Origin of the sequence: Butyricicoccus sp. AM78-15b2TA (assembly GCF_027665985.1) — a bacterium.
In the GTDB taxonomy this organism is placed as follows: domain Bacteria; phylum Bacillota; class Clostridia; order Oscillospirales; family Butyricicoccaceae; genus Agathobaculum; species Agathobaculum butyriciproducens.
In genome coordinates this window covers 18,548-34,987 of the sequence record NZ_JAQEHY010000004.1, presented here as the reverse complement: position 1 = coordinate 34,987, position 16,440 = coordinate 18,548, and the positions used below count along the sequence as shown (strand labels likewise).

At 56.2% G+C, this 16,440-nt stretch carries 16 protein-coding genes; 2 read left to right on the top strand and 14 right to left on the bottom strand.

The window, feature by feature from the left end:
• Window positions 1–69: 69 nt before the first annotated feature.
• The 5 genes from PGS25_RS05245 to PGS25_RS05225 all read right to left on the bottom strand — a co-directional run bounded on the left by PGS25_RS05245 (window position 70) and on the right by PGS25_RS05225 (window position 5,626).
• Window positions 70–1,242 (bottom strand): ABC transporter permease, encoded by a 1,173-nt coding sequence (locus PGS25_RS05245; protein WP_270417909.1) that lies wholly within the window; start codon window positions 1,240–1,242, stop codon window positions 70–72.
• The gene (locus tag PGS25_RS05240; protein WP_270417908.1) at window positions 1,239–2,195 is read right to left on the bottom strand and encodes an efflux RND transporter periplasmic adaptor subunit; all 957 of its coding nucleotides are present in this window, start codon (window positions 2,193–2,195) and stop codon (window positions 1,239–1,241) included. The genes PGS25_RS05245 and PGS25_RS05240 overlap by 4 nt, the downstream gene beginning before the upstream one ends.
• A 61-nt stretch (window positions 2,196–2,256) precedes the next feature.
• Window positions 2,257–3,612, bottom strand: coding sequence for a DNA repair protein RadA (gene radA / locus PGS25_RS05235; RefSeq protein ID WP_110436803.1), 1,356 nt, complete (start codon window positions 3,610–3,612; stop codon window positions 2,257–2,259).
• Between the two features lie 10 nt (window positions 3,613–3,622).
• Window positions 3,623–4,321, bottom strand: coding sequence for an N-acetylmuramoyl-L-alanine amidase (locus PGS25_RS05230; protein ID WP_270417907.1), 699 nt, complete (start codon window positions 4,319–4,321; stop codon window positions 3,623–3,625).
• A gap of 51 nt (window positions 4,322–4,372) precedes the next feature.
• Window positions 4,373–5,626 carry an S-layer homology domain-containing protein gene (locus tag PGS25_RS05225; protein ID WP_270417906.1) on the bottom strand — a complete coding sequence of 418 codons (1,254 nt, stop codon included), beginning with the start codon at window positions 5,624–5,626 and terminating at the stop codon, window positions 4,373–4,375.
• A 116-nt stretch (window positions 5,627–5,742) separates the two neighbouring features.
• Here PGS25_RS05225 and PGS25_RS05220 point away from each other — a divergent pair, with 116 nt between their 5' ends.
• Window positions 5,743–6,687, top strand: a complete 945-nt coding sequence (locus tag PGS25_RS05220; protein ID WP_117488082.1) for an L-lactate dehydrogenase — start codon at window positions 5,743–5,745, stop codon at window positions 6,685–6,687.
• A gap of 50 nt (window positions 6,688–6,737) precedes the next feature.
• Here PGS25_RS05220 and PGS25_RS05215 read toward each other — a convergent pair whose 3' ends face one another.
• From PGS25_RS05215 to thiD, 7 genes are all read right to left on the bottom strand, one after another.
• A complete protein-coding gene (locus tag PGS25_RS05215) occupies window positions 6,738–7,754 on the bottom strand; it encodes an ABC transporter substrate-binding protein (RefSeq protein ID WP_270417905.1) in 1,017 nt (338 codons plus the stop codon).
• 61 nt (window positions 7,755–7,815) lie between these two features.
• The gene (locus PGS25_RS05210; protein WP_270417904.1) at window positions 7,816–8,565 is read right to left on the bottom strand and encodes an ABC transporter permease; all 750 of its coding nucleotides are present in this window, start codon (window positions 8,563–8,565) and stop codon (window positions 7,816–7,818) included.
• Window positions 8,562–9,317 (bottom strand): ABC transporter ATP-binding protein, encoded by a 756-nt coding sequence (locus PGS25_RS05205; RefSeq protein ID WP_270417903.1) that lies wholly within the window; start codon window positions 9,315–9,317, stop codon window positions 8,562–8,564. The genes PGS25_RS05210 and PGS25_RS05205 overlap by 4 nt, the downstream gene beginning before the upstream one ends.
• Before the next feature lie 3 nt (window positions 9,318–9,320).
• A complete protein-coding gene (tenA, locus tag PGS25_RS05200; RefSeq protein ID WP_270417902.1) occupies window positions 9,321–9,989 on the bottom strand; it encodes a thiaminase II in 669 nt (222 codons plus the stop codon).
• Between the two features lie 78 nt (window positions 9,990–10,067).
• Window positions 10,068–10,895 carry a hydroxyethylthiazole kinase gene (thiM, locus tag PGS25_RS05195; RefSeq protein ID WP_243022916.1) on the bottom strand — a complete coding sequence of 276 codons (828 nt, stop codon included), beginning with the start codon at window positions 10,893–10,895 and terminating at the stop codon, window positions 10,068–10,070.
• Window positions 10,892–11,401 carry an energy coupling factor transporter S component ThiW gene (thiW, locus tag PGS25_RS05190; RefSeq protein WP_118480031.1) on the bottom strand — a complete coding sequence of 170 codons (510 nt, stop codon included), beginning with the start codon at window positions 11,399–11,401 and terminating at the stop codon, window positions 10,892–10,894. The genes thiM and thiW overlap by 4 nt, the downstream gene beginning before the upstream one ends.
• Window positions 11,402–11,407: 6 nt before the next feature.
• Window positions 11,408–12,199 (bottom strand): bifunctional hydroxymethylpyrimidine kinase/phosphomethylpyrimidine kinase, encoded by a 792-nt coding sequence (gene thiD, locus PGS25_RS05185; RefSeq protein WP_118480029.1) that lies wholly within the window; start codon window positions 12,197–12,199, stop codon window positions 11,408–11,410.
• Window positions 12,200–12,965: 766 nt separating this feature from the next.
• On the opposite strand from thiD, the gene PGS25_RS05180 reads away from it, so the two are divergent.
• Window positions 12,966–14,702 carry a carbon starvation CstA family protein gene (locus PGS25_RS05180; protein WP_195385599.1) on the top strand — a complete coding sequence of 579 codons (1,737 nt, stop codon included), beginning with the start codon at window positions 12,966–12,968 and terminating at the stop codon, window positions 14,700–14,702.
• 163 nt (window positions 14,703–14,865) lie between these two features.
• Here the strand turns inward: PGS25_RS05180 and leuB are convergent, their stop codons facing one another.
• Entirely contained in the window at window positions 14,866–15,942 is a 1,077-nt protein-coding gene (gene leuB / locus PGS25_RS05175; protein ID WP_118285757.1) for a 3-isopropylmalate dehydrogenase, read from the bottom strand.
• Between the two features lie 4 nt (window positions 15,943–15,946).
• On the bottom strand, window positions 15,947–16,438 hold the full coding sequence (locus PGS25_RS05170) for a 3-isopropylmalate dehydratase small subunit (RefSeq protein ID WP_117488093.1): 492 nt from the start codon (window positions 16,436–16,438) through the stop codon (window positions 15,947–15,949).
• Window positions 16,439–16,440: the final 2 nt, after the last annotated feature.

Here is a 16,440-nt window from a genome sequence, read left to right as displayed (position 1 = left end):
ACGGTACAATCGCCCTATTCGTTATTTGTCACTGTTAATGATAGCACAAATAAAGGCGAAAGAAAAGAGTTATTTGCACATTGCGTCGATTGGATCGAGAGCGGCCGCACGAACCGCCGGGAGCAGTCCGGCAGCGGCTCCGCTGAGTGTGGAAAGTATCAGCAATCCGGCAAACACACGGCCTTCCGGCAGGAGCAGTGCTGCTCCGAAGTGCAGGAGCGCACCTGCGGCTGCCAGACCGACGATTCCGCCGAACAGGCACAGCAGCACAGCCTGCAGGAGAAATGTCCGGCGAATATCATGCGGCTGTGCGCCGAGCGCCAGCAGAATGCCGATCTCCCCTGTTTTCTCGTGAGCGGCAGCCAGCATGCTTCCCATCACACCGATGAGCGCGACAAACAGTGTCACCGCACCGACGGCGGCAAACAGGCCGATTCCCATTTCGGCAAGCTGCTGTACGGTCTGCACCGCACCCGACATATTCTGTACATGCACGCCGCGCACCTGCTGTCGATCGGTCAGGTACTTTTCGATCTGAGAGCTGACCGAAGCAGTATCTGTCTGCGAAATGCACTGCACGAACACTTGATCCGTGCGTTCGGTTTGCGACGCGATACACGCATACGGCACATAGACCAGATGCGGTGCAACCGCCGACAGCATTCCGCCGAATGCCCCCGTCTGTGCCCGCACAACACCGCATACCGTGAAATACCGGTCGGTGCCGTTTACCTTTAGCCGAATCTGCCGTCCGGTGATATTTGTCCGTCTGTACAGCGTCTGTGCCAGATCATCGCCGACCACGGCGACCGGCTCAGCGTTTGCACACTGCCATGCGTTCGGCAGTGTGCCTGCCAGCATCTCCATTTGCATGACTTCACCGAGCCGTTCGTCTGCACCGAGAAGTACCGCGTGCTCAGTTGTGTGTCCGACGCGCACGGTGCCGCTCTGCGCCTTGATCGGCATCAGCGCGCGAATGCCGTCTACATCCTGCTCTATCTCATCCGCCAGTGCTGCCGAGAGTATCGTTCCCGCGTGTCCGCTTTCCGTGTACACCGATAAACCGCTGACGCCGAGTGTCTGCAAACCGACGTCCACCTGTTTTCGCCCATACAGACCAATGGAAAGGATAAGCAGCAGTGCACCGCTTCCAACCGCAACAGAAAGCGCGCAAAGTGCCGTCCGCAGCGGACTTTCCCGCAGATTATGTGCCGCCAGTGACAGAATATCCCGCAGTTTCATGTCTGTACCTCCACCGGATCACCGTCAGTCAATTCATCGGGCGGCGACAGAATGACTGATACACCTGTCGGCAAGCCGTCTATAATTTCAACCGTATCCTCGAGCAGATAGCCGGTCTGTACCGCGCACTGCACGGCATGGCCGTCCTGCACGCAGAATACAAACTCTTGTTCTCCGCGCTGGCAAATTGCTTCATATGGTACAACCGCAGCATCGTCTCGATGGTCTGTGAATACCTTAACGGTCGCGGAATAGCCGGGGCGCAGATTTTCGGTTGAGCCGTTCAAATCAAGCAGCACCTCAACGGTTGCTTCGGCATCTTCGTTTGTCAGACTAAAGGTTTTCACAGCCGCAGGCGCGATTGCGGTTAATTCGGCGTGAAAGGTGCCGTCCACTGCCGAAAATGTGATGTTAGCGCGCTGCCCGACAGCAAGCTCTCCCACATATAGCTCGGGAGACTGCGCACGCACGCGCAGCTTATCCGGATTCGCAATTTGTATGCATGGCATATCGGCCGATACGCTCTCGCCCGCCTGCGGAACGGTCAGCACAGTACCGTCCATCGGCGCATACAGCGCGTGAGCGTCCTCGGCGGTGACAGTATTCACTGTGCCGGAAATCGCAAACACGCTCTGTGCGGTCTGCCAGTAATCCGCAGCTGTTTGCGATCTGCCGATATCAGTCAGCGTGCACAGGATATCGCCCTGCTGTACAGTATCACCTGCCGCGGCATACACTGCGCTTACTACGGCATTTTCCGCCGGACAAACCGCTGTGCTTTCTGCGGACTCGACCGTGCCGAAAATCGTCACACTATTGTAGATATCCTGCGTTTCGGCGGCCGCTGTGCGTACCAAAACCGCCTCCGGCGGACGGTGCTTCCACGACCAGAACAGCATTGCCGTCAGCGCACCTGCCGTCGTAAGCAGCACCGCGCGGATCTTTTTCTCCAAATGCAAAACCTCCTCTGACGCAAACTGAGTTTAGTCTGCGGAGAGGAGGTGAAAATTATGCTTACAATACGGCACGAATCGCGTCACCGACGGTTTTCGCACGCACGATATTCATTTTCTGCAGCAGGTCCTCGTCCACATCCTGCATAGGCATGATGCAGGTGTGGAAACCAAGACGATATGCTTCATTGATACGCTGTCCCGGATTGGACACCGCACGCAGCTCGCCGGTCAGGCCGACCTCGCCGAAGCTCATGACGCCTTCCGGCAGCGGCTTGTCTCGAAAGCTGGATGCGATTGCCAGCACCATCGGCAAATCCACAGCAGGCTCGTCCAGCCGCATGCCGCCGACGACGTTGACGTACACATCGCTCGATGAGAGAAACAGCCCGCAGCGTTTTTCCAGAATGGCGAGCAGCAGCACCATGCGGTTGTAGTCCACGCCGGCAGCGGTGCGGCGCGGCACACCAAACTGCGTTTTCGCAGCAAGCGCCTGCACCTCGGCGAGCAGAGGACGGCTGCCCTCCATCACGCAGGCAATGCAGTTGCCGGACGCACCCTGCGGATGACCGGCCAGCATAGCCGCAGACGGATTCTGCACCTCGAGCAAACCGTGATCGCTCATTTCAAACACGCCGATTTCATTGGTTGAGCCGTAGCGGTTTTTCGCCGCACGCAGACAGCGGAACGGACCTGCGGATTCCCCCTCGAAATACAGCACGCAGTCTACCATATGCTCGAGGATTTTGGGGCCTGCCAGCGTACCCTCTTTGTTGACATGACCAACAATAAAAATCGTCACGTTGCGATTCTTCGCGTACTGCATCAGGCTCATCGCACATTCCTTGATCTGCGTTGTACCGCCGGGAGCGGCAGTTAAATCACGCTTGTAGACCGTCTGGATAGAGTCCACGATCAGAATATCCGGCTCAAGCAACTCAGTTTCGTTGATGATCTGCTCCATGTCGGTTTCTGCAAGGATGTACAGCTCGGGTGAAGAAATGTGTAGACGTGCCGCACGAATTTTGATCTGCTTGAGCGATTCCTCACCCGAAACATAGAGCACGCGGGCATTTTTGCACATTTCCTGACACATTTGCAGCAGCAGCGTTGATTTGCCGATGCCCGGCTCACCGCCGACCAGCACAAACGAGCCGTGTACAGCGCCGCCGCCGAGAACGCGGTCGAGTTCACCGATTCCAGAATGGAACCGGCTTTCGTCTCCGGTATCAATATCCTTGAGCAGCGTCGGCCGCGATTCGCCGCGCTGAAATGTATTCGTGCCGCGTGCCGCCGAAACCGGCTTCTCCTTGAATTCGCTCATGGTGTTCCATGCGCCGCAGGACGGGCATTTGCCGTACCATTTCGGACTTTCATAGCCACAGTCACCGCACAGAAAAACTGTCTTTTGCTTCATATTTCCTCCGTTACATACCGCTCTGACTGCGTAAATATCCGCAGATCACGGCAGCAGCAAGTTGTTTGTGATAGGTTTCGTCCCGCAGCCGCGCTTCTTCGGCCGGATTGGACAGAAAGCCGCATTCGATGATAACCGCCGGACAGTCCAGCCTTTTCATCAGATAGATGGCGCTGTCTGCCTGTTTAGCCTTGCGATGATTCAATGGGTCGCAGCCGTCGATCAAGCACTGCTGTATCTGCTCGGCCAACGGCTTGCTCTGCACATTCCCTGCCGAGTAGAACACCTGTGCGCCATGGTACTGTGCGTCACTGAATTTATTCAGGTGAATGCTCAGAAACACCGGTGACGGAATGCTGTTTACCAGCTTTTCTCTCGCCTTGATATCCGCGATTTTGTTCTCTCGCACCGTGCGGGAAGGGTCGTAATCAAGTGCATTTTCATCCGGCCGCGTCATAGCAGTCGGCACACCGAAGAAATTCGCCAGCACTTGCACCCGTTTTGCAATGCTCAAATTGATATCCTGCTCGGCGGTTCCATCCGCGCCGACCGCGCCGCCGTCGAAGCCGCCGTGTCCGGCATCGATGACGAGCGTAACTTCGGTGTTCCCTGCTGTCTGTATTGCACGGATTTTCTGTTCCATGCCAAAGCACAGCACCAGCGCCAGTGCCGCCGCGGCGCAAACGCCGCATTTCAGCCGTCTCTCCATCTCCGCACCTCCGTATCACACAAATATGCGAAAAAGGCGGAACTTATGCGTTTACTTGGGCGCGTTCAGCACAGCATCTGCACCGGTTTTGTCCAGTGTGCTGATGATAATAGGCTCTGCCGTCATGCCGTCCAGCGTGAAGGCTGCGGAAACACTCTGCCTGCGAATCGTACCGCCGCTGACCGACTGCGTTACCGTGGTCGGCTGCAGCCGGACGGCTTCGTCTAAATCACCCATTGCACTTTCGACCGACCAGAGCAGTTCGGTGTACGCGTTCGGCGTATCGGCACAGATAATGGTCCAGCTGCCTGCACGCTGACTCAGCGAATCGACACATACCAGCGGTACGCGGCCATACATCGCGGCAAGGCTCTCCTGCTCAGCGACAGTCACCAGCTCTGCCGACCATGAGCCGTTCAATTTGTGATACAGCGCACCGTCCGACAGATAACTCTGCGTCAGCAGCTGCTTATCCGATGTATTCGGCGCGGAAAGCGTCATTTTGCGATCGGTGAGCAGTTCATTCTTCTCACGGTCGAACACGGTGGTCTCGCTCGTCTGCACCTGCATGACCGTCCTGCCGTCATGGGTCACAGCCGCCGGAGACGCAAACTCGCTGTTGACCGAGTAATGCAGCAGAGCATCCATACCGGCGGTTGTCTCGCGGTACTGTGCATAGCTTAAAAACAGGCTCTGATACCGCTTCGCGTCCGCTTCGGTTATCGCGTTTTCGCTGACAAGCTGATCGAGCAGCGTGCCTTCACTGTTCTTCGGCGAAACGGACAGCGCCGTGTAGCTTGCCGCTGCAGCATCATCGCGCAGAAAATTCTGCGTGTTGATGATACCGGTGTCGTAAATACCCTGCTCACGAGCAGTCTCTATTGCGTTCGCATAGCTGAAATCCGCCGTATCCGAGTAGCCGAGCGCACGCAGCAGGAAGGTCGCGTACATCTGCGCGGTGCACTTGCCGGTCGGATTGAAGGTCGTCCGGCTCGTGCCGTTCACCAGACCGTTGCTGTACAGATACTGCACATACGGCTTTTCCCATCCCTTGAGATCGGTAAACGGTGCAGTATACGTCAGCGTCTTGACCTCAGCCTCCTTGCCGAGCAGCCGCACCAGCATGACAGCCGCTTCCGCTCTGGTCGGCGTGCGGTCAAGATCGTAGCCGTTCTGCGTGCCCTGAAACAGCCCCATTTCGTGCAGCGAATCCGCACAATTCGTATAATTTGCCGCAAAGGCCGAAGCGGTCAGCATAGCAGCGGCAGCCGCGCCAACACAGACAGCGCGTAACCATTTATTCATAGCCCTATCCTCCTGAACTGATATTGCCGATAAAAATACAGTATAAGTATAGCACAAAGTCATGTGTTTTCCAACAACAAAACGGATATACTACTCGCAGAAGGAGTGTATCCAATATGACGAATATTCAAAAATGCGGCGTGATCGGCGTGGGCTTTGTCGGCGCGACCTGCGCATACACATTGGCGGTTTCCGGACTGTTCTCCGATCTGGTACTCGTGGATATGAACCGCGACAAGGCTATCGGTGAAGCTGCGGACATCAATCATGGTGTGGCGTTCAGCAAGCCGTGCCGCGTCATGGCCGGAGACTATGCTGACCTCGCCGAATGCGGTCTTATCATCATTGCGGCAGGCGCAAACCAGAAGCCCGGCGAAAGCCGTTTGGAGCTGCTCGGACGAAATAAAGGCATCCTGTCCTCCGTCATCGCACAGCTTACGGCAGTCAATCGTGAGGCGATTCTGCTGGTTGTGTCCAATCCAGTCGATGTGCTGACCTGTCTGGCGCAGCAGCTGAGCGGCTTCCCTGCCGGACGTGTACTCGGTTCCGGTACCGTACTGGATACCGCGCGGCTCAAGTATCTGCTCGGACAGCGGCTTGGCGTGGACAGCCGCAACGTGCATGCGTTCATCATCGGCGAGCACGGCGACAGCGAGCTGGCGGTATGGTCGAGCGCTAACATCTCCGGTGCCGATCTGGACGATTACTGCCGCATTGCCGGCATCACCAAGCCAGCAGATGAGCTTTCCCGCATTTACGAGCATGTGCGCGATGCAGCGTATCAGATTATCGACAGCAAAGGCGCCACCTATTACGGTATTGGCATGGCGGTGCGGCGCATCGCGGAGGCCATTGTACGCAATGAACATTCCGTGCTGCCGGTCACTTCGATGATTTACGGACACTACGGCGTGGACGGTATTTGTCTGGGTGTGCCGACCATCGTCGGACGAAACGGCGCGGAAGCCGTGCTGGATATTCCGCTCTCCGAGGAAGAACTGGCACAGCTGCAGCGTTCTGCGAACACAATGCGCGAGATGATCGACAAGCTGGACGGATAACACAAAAGGGACAGAGCCAATGCTCTGTCCCCTGTTCTATATGCGTATTTTTAGAAGTCGAGGTTTACCATAACGTCGGAAACATCCGGCTTCTCTGCAATCAGGCCCTGATCGTACATCCAATCAATATTTTCCTGCCAGCACTGCTCGGTCTGAGAGAGGAACTTCGTGTCCTCGGTCTCCATGAGCGGCAGCAGCGTCTCACAGGACTTCTTCTCTACGTCCGGGTCGAGTGCAAAGTTTGCCTCATCCTGATTGTCGAGCAGAACCTGCAGAACATCAGCGGTGTTGCTCTTGAAGTCCTCAAAGCCCTTGCTGCAAGCGCGCAGGAAGCCCTTCAGCGTATCGGAATTGTTCGCAATCATATCATCGCTTGCGAGGAAAATACCTTCGTAATACTTCGGCACACCGTAATCATCCGGGAAGAAGTAATTGACCTCGAAGCCTTCCTTCTCCATCTGCGGTACCTCGTGGTTGACCAGACAGCCGATGGTTGCATCGACGTTGCCGGTGGTCATCGAGCTCATCAGGTCGAAGCCAACGTCAACCATGTTCACGCTGTTCGGATCGGCACCGTTGGACTGCATGATGCTGCGGACCAGTGCCTCGGAAAGCTCGGTGCCTGCGTAGCCGACCGTTTTGCCCTCGAGATCCTGCGGCTTGGTGATGTTCTTGTCCTTGAGCGACAGGATGATGTTCAGCGGACCCTGAACTACCGCACCGATGGACTTGATCGGCACATTCTGCTCTGCGCGAGCCTGAATCACATCCTGCTGATAGTACAGACCGATGTCTGCCTTGCCGGCGGCAACCATGCTCATAGCATCGTTTACGCCTGCCGGAGACTGGATATCCACATCCAGACCTTCCTCTGCGAAGTAGCCTTTCTCCTGCGCTTCGTACAGGAATGCGTGCAGAGCATTCGGATACCAGTCGAGCACAACGGTCAGGTGCTGCAGATCATCGCTGCCGCTGTTTGCCGCATCAGACTGTGCGGCGTTCTGTGCGCCGCAGCCGGTCAGCAGCATGGTGCCTGCTGCCAGAAGTGCAAGAATACGCTTTTTCATATGTAATTTTCTCCTTATGTTAGAACAAAAATTTCGTTTTCTTAAAATTGTGTTATCAAGATTATAAACTGCTGCGCCAGGTGATGATCTTCTTTTCCAGCCAGCTTATAATACCTACTGAGATCATCGCAACCACGCTCAACAGTACAATCGGTGCAAACACGCCTGCGCCGTCCAGTTGCGTCATCATGCGGCGGCTGAAATAGCCGAGACCCGCCTGTGCGCCCAACCACTCACCGATCGCAGCGCCGATGATCGACATCGGGATCGCCATTTTGAGCGCCGAGAAAAAGTACGGCAGCGCTGCCGGGATCTTCAGCTTGAGGAAAATCTCCTTCTTGCCTGCGCCGAAGGTCTTGAGCATATCGATCATATCGGTCTTCGCTGAGCGGAAACCGTCAAACACGGTCATCGCGATCGGGAAAAACGTGATGAGCACGGTAACGAGCACTTTGCTCCAGATCGTGTAGCCGAACCAGAGCACAAACAGCGGCGCAAGTGCAGTCGTCGGAATGGTCTGTGAAGCGACGATGAGCGGATACAGCATTTTCTCCGCCGACGGACTCGCGTCCATTACGATGGCGAGCAGCAGACCGAGCGCGATCGAGATCGCAAGGCCGACTCCGGTACACAGCATGGTGGCCGGCAGATGTGCGGTGAACAGCGGCTTGCGCAGCTCCCACAGGCGCACAAGCACCTGTGTCGGCGACGGCAGAATGTAGGCCGCATTCATGCCCATGGCTATGCACTGCCAGACGATGAGCAGCGCGAACATAAAGATCAGTGCGGGCAGATTTGCATTCTTTTTCATGCCTGCACCTCTTTTCTGAGCAGCGAAATCAGATTTTCTCTCAGCTCGAGCATCTTCGGATCGGTCAGGCACGCACGCGTGCGCGGATACGGCGCAGGCACTTCAAACGAGTGCAGCTTGCGGATCGGCGTATCCTCCACGACCAATACGCGGCCGGAGAGGAAGATGGCCTCCTCCACATCGTGCGTGATGAACAGGACGGTCTTGCTGTCCTGCTCCCACTGGTCGAGCAGCCACTCCTGCATAGTGATGCGCGTGAGAAAGTCGAGCGCGGAAAAAGGTTCATCGAGCAGCAGCAGTTCCGAGCCGGTCAGCAGCGTACGCGCGAATGCCGCACGCTGACGCATACCGCCGGAAAGCTCCTCCGGGCGCTTGTCGCCCCAGCCAGCCAGACCGACGTGCTCAAGCGTTTCCGCTGCACGCTTGTCCATCTCCGCGCGGGAAATGCCGCCGCGAATTTCCATCGGCAGACGCAGGTTTTCGTTCACCGTGCGCCACGGAAACAGCAGGTCGCGCTGCGGCATGTAGCCGCAGTAGCCGCGCCGTCCGTCGATGCTCTTGCCGTCCACCAGAATTTCACCGCTCTTGCGCGGCAGAAGCTGGTTGGTCAGGCGGAAAATGGTGGATTTGCCGCAGCCGGACGGCCCGATGACCGACACAAATTCTCCCTTCTCAAGATGGAAGGACAGACCGTCGATGATGTTAAAATCCTCACTGTCGTACTGAAAAACGACGCTCTGAAACTCCAGCATGGCTTACATCGCCTCGTTCCAGACCATGTCCCAGAACATGCCCTCGTAGCGCGAGCATGCGACGAAAATATCGGTCAGACGCGCAAGCTGCGGCTCGGTATAGCCCTCACTCAGGCGCTCCATATAAGCGACCAGCTTGCGGTTTTCTGCCGCATAGTCCTCGGATGCGTAGCCCTGTACCCACTCACCGTAGAACTCATGCTGATCGGCGTTCGGGTAGTTGGCGACGATCCACTTGGCGATGTATTCATAGCTGAGTGCACACGAAAGCACAGCCGCCATGATCTCCGCCGGACCTTCCTCGGCCGCAACAGCGCGCATGTATGAGGTGTAAGACTCGTTATTCAGCGATGGCTTGACGCGCTCTGCATCCTCCTCGGTGATGCCGAGACGGCCCATGTAGCCGCGGTGAATGTTCATCTCGCCGCCGAGAATATTCGCCACCGAGGTTGCGAACACGCGCATGATCTCGGGATCACGGGACTTGACAACGCCCTGCGCGAATACCTTTGCGTAATCAAACAGATAAACATAATCCTGCAGAAGATAAAAACGAAATTTTTGAATGTCGAGGCTGCCGTCGGCAATACCGTGGACAAACGGATGGTTCAGATAGCCTTCCCAGATGTCCTGCGTTGCGGCAAGCAGTCTTTCGGTGGTTTTGTTGTTCAAGGTGGTACCCCCAATGAAAGTATGTTGATGATTTTCCTAAGACTGACGGCAAAATTCTGCCGGCAGCACTTTTCCTGCTTACAGAATCTGCAAACAGAGGTTCGGCGTCAGCTCGTCCGCGTTCAGCAGACTTACCGCGTCGATCAGGCGCGTACGAAAGGAAGCGGTGCCCTCCATCTCTTTACGCACACGCGCCTCGGCTGTTTCTCCGCAATGCTTCATCACCTCCGATGCCGTGACTGCGGCTTCTAACAATGTATCTGGATTCGCACCGCAGTATACGCCGGTCAGCGAAGTGAGCATACAGCCCGCGCCGGTGATCCGCCGCAGATACGCACTGCCACCGCGCACCACTGCGGTACGGGTTCCATCGGTAATTACATCCATCGCGCCGGTGAGCATGACAACAGCTCCGGTCCGGCGGCTGAACGACCGCAGCCACGCTGCGGATTCCTGTAAATTGTCCTCGGTCACGCTGTCGAGCGCACTGGCTTCCACGCCGGTTTCCTGCTCGGCTCCTGCGGCGAGCGCCCGCACTTCGGATGCATTGCCGCGAATGACCGAAACAAGATTTTCACTTAACAGACGGGAACACATTTCACGCCGGAGCGTGCTGGCACCGGCGGCTACCGGATCGAGTACGACCGGATTGCCGTTTCGCCTGGCAATCTTGGCTGCACGCAGCATGGCCTCCTGCGCGCGGACAGCACCCATGTTGAGTACAAGCGCCTGCGCGTGCGAGGTAATCTCCTCGACCTCGCGCTCATCCTGCGCCATAATGGCCGTGCCGCCTGCCGCAAGGATGATATTCGCGCAATCGTTGATGGTAACATTATTGGTGATGGAATGCACCATCGGTGTGCGGTTCTGTGTATTTTCGAGAACGGTTTTAATGGTTTCGATCAATGCTTAGCACCTTCCAGTGTGCTGAGAACATGCGTGCGCTTGAGGGCACTCAGCACCAGAACAGAAATTGCGGCACCTACCGCAGTGGACACGAGGAAGGACGGCACAAAGGTGAACAGAGCTGCCTTGGTATTGCCCATCACGAATGCGGCAATCGGGTAGGAAGCCAGACCGCCGAGAATGCCGGTGCCGAATACCTCACCGATGTAAGCGACCGGCAGCTTCGGGCAGGCCTTGTAGGCCAGACCACACAGCAGCGCACCGATCATCGAACCCGGGAACGCCAGCAGACTTCCCAAGCCGAGCACATTGCGAATCAGTGCTGCTGCAAAGCCCATGCCAAGTGCGTACCACGGTCCAAGCAGAACAGCGCCGAGCACATTCACCATATGCTGCACCGGCGAGCACTTCGCGCCGAGCACCGGAATGGAAAACAGGCTGCCAACGACTGCTACCGCGACCAGAACACCTGCGATTGTCAGTTTACGGATAGAACTTTTCTTCATTTTCTCTTACTCCTCCGAAAAAATACGGCAAAAATGGCCCAGCGGACCGCAGCCATGTCCCAGACCGGGCGCATGGCGGATGGCATCGGTGACATACTCCTTAGCCAGCTTCACCGCCTCGGGTACACTGTGGCCGAGCGCCAGATTGGATGCGATCGCAGAGGACAGCGTGCAGCCCGTGCCATGCGTGCTGGTGGTGTCGATCTGCTCAATCTCAATGCGGTGACAGGTCTCGCCGTCAAACAGTACATCCACCGCGCCCGCGATGTTCTTGCCGCCCTTGACTAGCACGTTTCTGCAGCCCTTGGCATAGATGCGGCGTGCCGCCTCCTCCATGTCCTCCGGCGTGCGGATTTCCATATCTGCCAGATACTGCGCCTCCGGTACGTTCGGTGTCAGCACCTCGGCAAACGGCAGCACGGTCTCAATAAGTGCGCCGACAGACGCCGGATCCATCAGCGGATCACCGTTTTTAGCGAACATCACCGGATCAATCACAATGTGCGCCGGCTTGTACTGTGCCAGCTTGCCGGCTACCGCCTTCATGCACTCCGGCGAGGACAGCATGCCGATTTTAACCGCATCCGGCACGATGTCTTCAAACACCGCGTCAATCTGCTCCTCGATCATCCGGGGACTGATGTCCTGAATGTCGATCACGCGTGCGGTGTTTTCCGCTACGACTGATACGATAACGCTCATGCCGAACACGCCGTGTGCCGCCATGGTTTTCAGATCGGCCTGTACACCTGCACCGCCGGAGCAGTCCGAACCGGCAATAGTAAGCACTGTTTTCATTCCTGTTCCCTCCAATTTTATCATCGCTGCCGGGAAAATAAAAAAACGCCTCGTTTTCACCCTGCGGCAAAACCGAAGCACTCAATCCCAGCAATGCGACAGCTTCCCTACAATGGCATTAACCAACAGGTTCAAAAGGTTGGGTTTCTCGCCCTCTCAGCCGCTCATCACAGCACCCTTGCTTGTCTTTTACATAATATCAGTATAAGCCGTGTAAAATGCATTTGTCAAGTATAGAATCTTGCTGTATCTGATACGCCGTTAAAAAATAAACAAATTTTTATTTATCAATACTGCCTGATTTGCAGGTGTTGCCAAAATTGCATTTTTCGTCTCCTGTCCGGTTGACAAACGGCAAAAAGAGGTCTATCATACGAATCGTTCAGTAGCCAAATGCTTTGAACAGGACATGACGTATCCGTATCACCGCTCACAGAAAGCCGTCGGTCGTGCAAGACGGCAGCAAGGCACGGGTTCGCTATCCCCTGCGAGCAGCTTCGATCAAAGGCAATGCCGAGTAGTCGAGGCCGGATATCCACCGTTAACAGGAAAAGCCCTCCGGAAGAATGCGGTACCGGGCGGCAATGAGAGGTCGGCAGCGTACTGTCGGCAAGCAAAGTGGTAACGCGGAAGTAAATACAGCAATAGCAATGTATATGCCTTCGTCTTTGCAGGATCATCTTCGTGATCCTCCTGCATGGACGAAGGCTTTTTTGCGTCTTTGGCTGCGGAATCGCAAATCATTTCAAGAAAGAGACGAAAAAACATGAACACACTTGTAATCGTGCTGATCGCGGCTGTTGTTCTGTTCGGCGCGTACGTTTTCTACGGACGCTGGCTGGCGAACAAATGGGGTATCGACCCGAAAGCCAAGACGCCTGCCGTTGAATTTAATGACGGCAAGGACTTTGTGCCGACCAACGGCTGGACGGTATTCAGTCACCAGTTCTCCTCCATCGCGGGTGCAGGCCCTGTAACCGGCGCAATTCAGGCTGCGGCGTTCGGCTGGCTGCCGGTACTGCTGTGGGTGCTGATCGGCGGCGTATTCTTCGGCGCGGTAGCCGACTTCGGCGCGCTGTACGCTTCGGTTAAGAACAAGGGCAAGTCGATGGGTATGCTGATTGAGAAGTACATCGGCAAAACCGGCCGCAAGCTGTTCCTGATTTTCTCGTGGATTTTCTGCTGCATCGTTGTTGCGGCATTCGCAGATATGGTTGCGGGCACATTCAACGCCTACACTGTCACTGACGCAGGCGTTACCGAGCTGGCTGCTACCGCAACCACCAACGGTGCAGCAGGCATGATCTCCATCATGTTTATGGTATTCGCGGTTGTGCTCGGTCTTATCCAGAAAAAGTTTAACCTGACCGGCTGGAAGGAAGCCGTTGTCGGCATTGTGTGCATCGTTGCCTCCTTTGCAATCGGCATGAACTGCCCGCTTATCTTCGGCAAGGCAGCATGGAGCTATATCACCTTCGTTTATATCTTCTTTGCCGCTGTCCTTCCGATGTGGCTGCTCAAGCAGCCGCGCGACTACATGACCACCTTCATGTTCATCTGCATGATCGCAGGTGCAGTCGTCGGTCTGGTTGTTGCACATCCGACTATGAACCTGCCGGTATTCACCGGTTTTACCAATGAGAAGCTCGGCACGATGTTCCCGATCCTGTTTGTAACCGTTGCATGCGGTGCGGTTTCCGGTTTCCACAGTCTGGTTTCCTCGGGTACGTCCTCCAAGACCATCGAGAACGAAAAGGACATGCCCAAGGTTGGCTATGGCGCAATGGTGCTGGAAAGCCTGCTGGCTGTTCTGGCACTGTGCGTTGCCGGTGCTGCTGCAGCAGCTGACGGTACGCCGGCAGCGGGCACGCCGTTCCAGGTATTCAGCAGCGGTGTCGCAGGCTTCTTCGAGATGTTCGGCGTTCCGGTTTATGTTGCTACTGCATTTATGACCATGTGTGTTTCCGCACTGGCGCTGACCAGTCTGGATGCGGTTGCGCGTATCGGCCGTATGAGCTTTCAGGAGCTGTTCTCCGTCGATGACATGGAGCATGCCGAGGGCTGGCGCAAGCTGTTCTGCAACGTATATTTCTCCACGGTTATCACGCTGGCATTTGGTTTCCTGCTCACCAAGATCGGCTATGCCAATATCTGGCCGCTGTTCGGTTCGGCCAACCAGCTGCTGAGCGCTCTGGTGCTCATCACGCTCTGCGTATTCCTCAAGGTTACCGGCCGCAGCAACAAGATGATCTTCCCGCCGCTGATCATCATGCTGTGTGTTACCTTCACCGCGCTGGTGCAGCGTTTCCTCGCTATGGTAAAGGCGATCTCTGCTGCCGCCTCAACGGCTATTCCGGCCGGTGAGACCACTTGGGGAGCGGTATTCATCGCAAACGGTCTGCAGCTTATCCTTGCGGTACTGCTGATCGTACTCGGTCTGACGATCGTTATCCACTCGTTCAAGAGCTATGCCAAGAGCGAGAGAAACAGTGAGAACGCGTAAAGCCGATTCTCCATATAACAAAAACGGCTTCAAAAAACGAAGCCGCAAGACTATCGAAAAACCCGGTTGCAGCCTAATCGCAACCGGGTTTCTTGATAGGAAAAATTCACGGAGTAATTACAGATTACTCATTCCTGATTATTCTTAAGGCAACACCGCACAATTAAAGCTGTTCGCGGATCAGTGCACCCATCTCGGAGGTGGACAGTACCTTCTCACCCTTTGCGGCGATGTCCGCGGTGCGGTGGCCTGCGTTGAGGACATTCTCAACAGCGGTTTCGATGGCGTCTGCCTCGTCCTTCAGACCGAAGGAGTAGCGCAGCATCATCGCGCACGACAGGATGGTCGCGATCGGGTTCGCGATGCCCTTGCCCGCGATGTCCGGCGCGGAGCCGTGGATCGGCTCGTACATACCCTTGCCGCTCTCGTTCATAGAGGCGGACGGCAGCATACCGATAGAGCCGGTGATCATGGAAGCCTCATCGGACAAAATATCGCCGAACAGGTTGCCGGTTACGATAACGTCAAACTGACCCGGATTGCGGACGAGCTGCATCGCGCAGTTGTCAACGTACATATCGGTGTACTCAACCTCCGGGTACTCGTCCTTGATGCGGTGCATGGTTTCGCGCCATACGCGGCTGGTTTCGAGTACATTTGCCTTGTCTACCGAGCAGACCTTCTTATTGCGCTTCATCGCCATCTCAAAAGCACGGCGGCCGATGCGCTCTACCTCATAAACCGAGTAGTTCATGTCGTCCGCGCCGGTCTCGCCCCAGCCCTTGTCGCTCTCGCGGCGATAGTGCTTGCCGAAGTAAACGTCACCGGTCAGCTCGCGGCAAACGAGGATATCGAAGCCGTCGCCGATAATCTCGGGCTTGATCGGGCACGCATCCGCGAGTGCCTTGTGCATCTGCGCCGGGCGCAGGTTGACGAACAGGCCCAGTGCGGCGCGCAGACCGAGCAGCGCCTTTTCCGGACGCTTAGCGCTCGGCACATCGTCCCACTTCGGGCCGCCTACCGCGCCGAGCAGCACGGAATCCGCATTCTTGCAGATCTCGATGGTCTCATCGGTCAGCGGAATGCCGTTCTTGTCGATCGAGCAGCCGCCTGCGAGGACCTCCTGAAAACCAAACTTGTGGCCGAACTTCTCGCCGACCTTATCGAGCACGAGCATAGCCTCGGATACGATTTCCGGACCGATGCCATCGCCCTTGACAACAGCAATATTGTATTCCATGGGATTATGCCTCTCTCTCCTTGAGCGACTTGAGCAGGCCGCCCGCCTTGATGATGTTCTGGATAAACGGCGGGAAAGCGGCTGCCTGCCAGCTCTCGCCCTTGGTAACGTCGGTGATAACGCCGGTGTCGAAGTTGACCTCTACCTCGTCGCCCGCGTCGATGCCGTTCGCCGCTGCCTCGCACTCGAGGATGGGCAGACCGATATTGATAGCGTTGCGGTAGAAGATACGCGCGAACGAGGACGCGATAACGCAGGAAACGCCGTTCTCACGGAGAACAAGCGGTGCGTGCTCACGGGAGGAGCCGCAGCCGAAGTTTCGGGTCGCAACAACGATGTCGCCCGGGTGCATATTTTTGACGAAATCCGCGTCGATGTCCTCCATGGCGTGGGTGGACAGCTCCTTCGGGTCTGCGATATTCAGATAACGTGCGGGGATGATAACGTCGGTATCGACATTATCGCCGTACTTGAAAACCTTGCCTTTTGCGTTCATAG

What these genes read in the sequence shown, in the direction of transcription:
- PGS25_RS05245 (WP_270417909.1), bottom strand. Translation starts at nt 1,242, where the DNA reads ATGAAACTGCGGGATATTCTGTCACTGGCGGCACATAATCTGCGGGAA.
- radA (WP_110436803.1), bottom strand. Translation starts at nt 3,612, where the DNA reads ATGAAGCAAAAGACAGTTTTTCTGTGCGGTGACTGTGGCTATGAAAGT.
- PGS25_RS05230 (WP_270417907.1), bottom strand. Translation starts at nt 4,321, where the DNA reads ATGGAGAGACGGCTGAAATGCGGCGTTTGCGCCGCGGCGGCACTGGCG.
- PGS25_RS05225 (WP_270417906.1), bottom strand. Translation starts at nt 5,626, where the DNA reads ATGAATAAATGGTTACGCGCTGTCTGTGTTGGCGCGGCTGCCGCTGCT.
- PGS25_RS05220 (WP_117488082.1), top strand. Translation starts at nt 5,743, where the DNA reads ATGACGAATATTCAAAAATGCGGCGTGATCGGCGTGGGCTTTGTCGGC.
- PGS25_RS05215 (WP_270417905.1), bottom strand. Translation starts at nt 7,754, where the DNA reads ATGAAAAAGCGTATTCTTGCACTTCTGGCAGCAGGCACCATGCTGCTG.
- PGS25_RS05210 (WP_270417904.1), bottom strand. Translation starts at nt 8,565, where the DNA reads ATGAAAAAGAATGCAAATCTGCCCGCACTGATCTTTATGTTCGCGCTG.
- PGS25_RS05205 (WP_270417903.1), bottom strand. Translation starts at nt 9,317, where the DNA reads ATGCTGGAGTTTCAGAGCGTCGTTTTTCAGTACGACAGTGAGGATTTT.
- thiW (WP_118480031.1), bottom strand. Translation starts at nt 11,401, where the DNA reads ATGAAGAAAAGTTCTATCCGTAAACTGACAATCGCAGGTGTTCTGGTC.
- thiD (WP_118480029.1), bottom strand. Translation starts at nt 12,199, where the DNA reads ATGAAAACAGTGCTTACTATTGCCGGTTCGGACTGCTCCGGCGGTGCA.
- PGS25_RS05180 (WP_195385599.1), top strand. Translation starts at nt 12,966, where the DNA reads ATGAACACACTTGTAATCGTGCTGATCGCGGCTGTTGTTCTGTTCGGC.
- leuB (WP_118285757.1), bottom strand. Translation starts at nt 15,942, where the DNA reads ATGGAATACAATATTGCTGTTGTCAAGGGCGATGGCATCGGTCCGGAA.
- PGS25_RS05170 (WP_117488093.1), bottom strand. Translation starts at nt 16,438, where the DNA reads ATGAACGCAAAAGGCAAGGTTTTCAAGTACGGCGATAATGTCGATACC.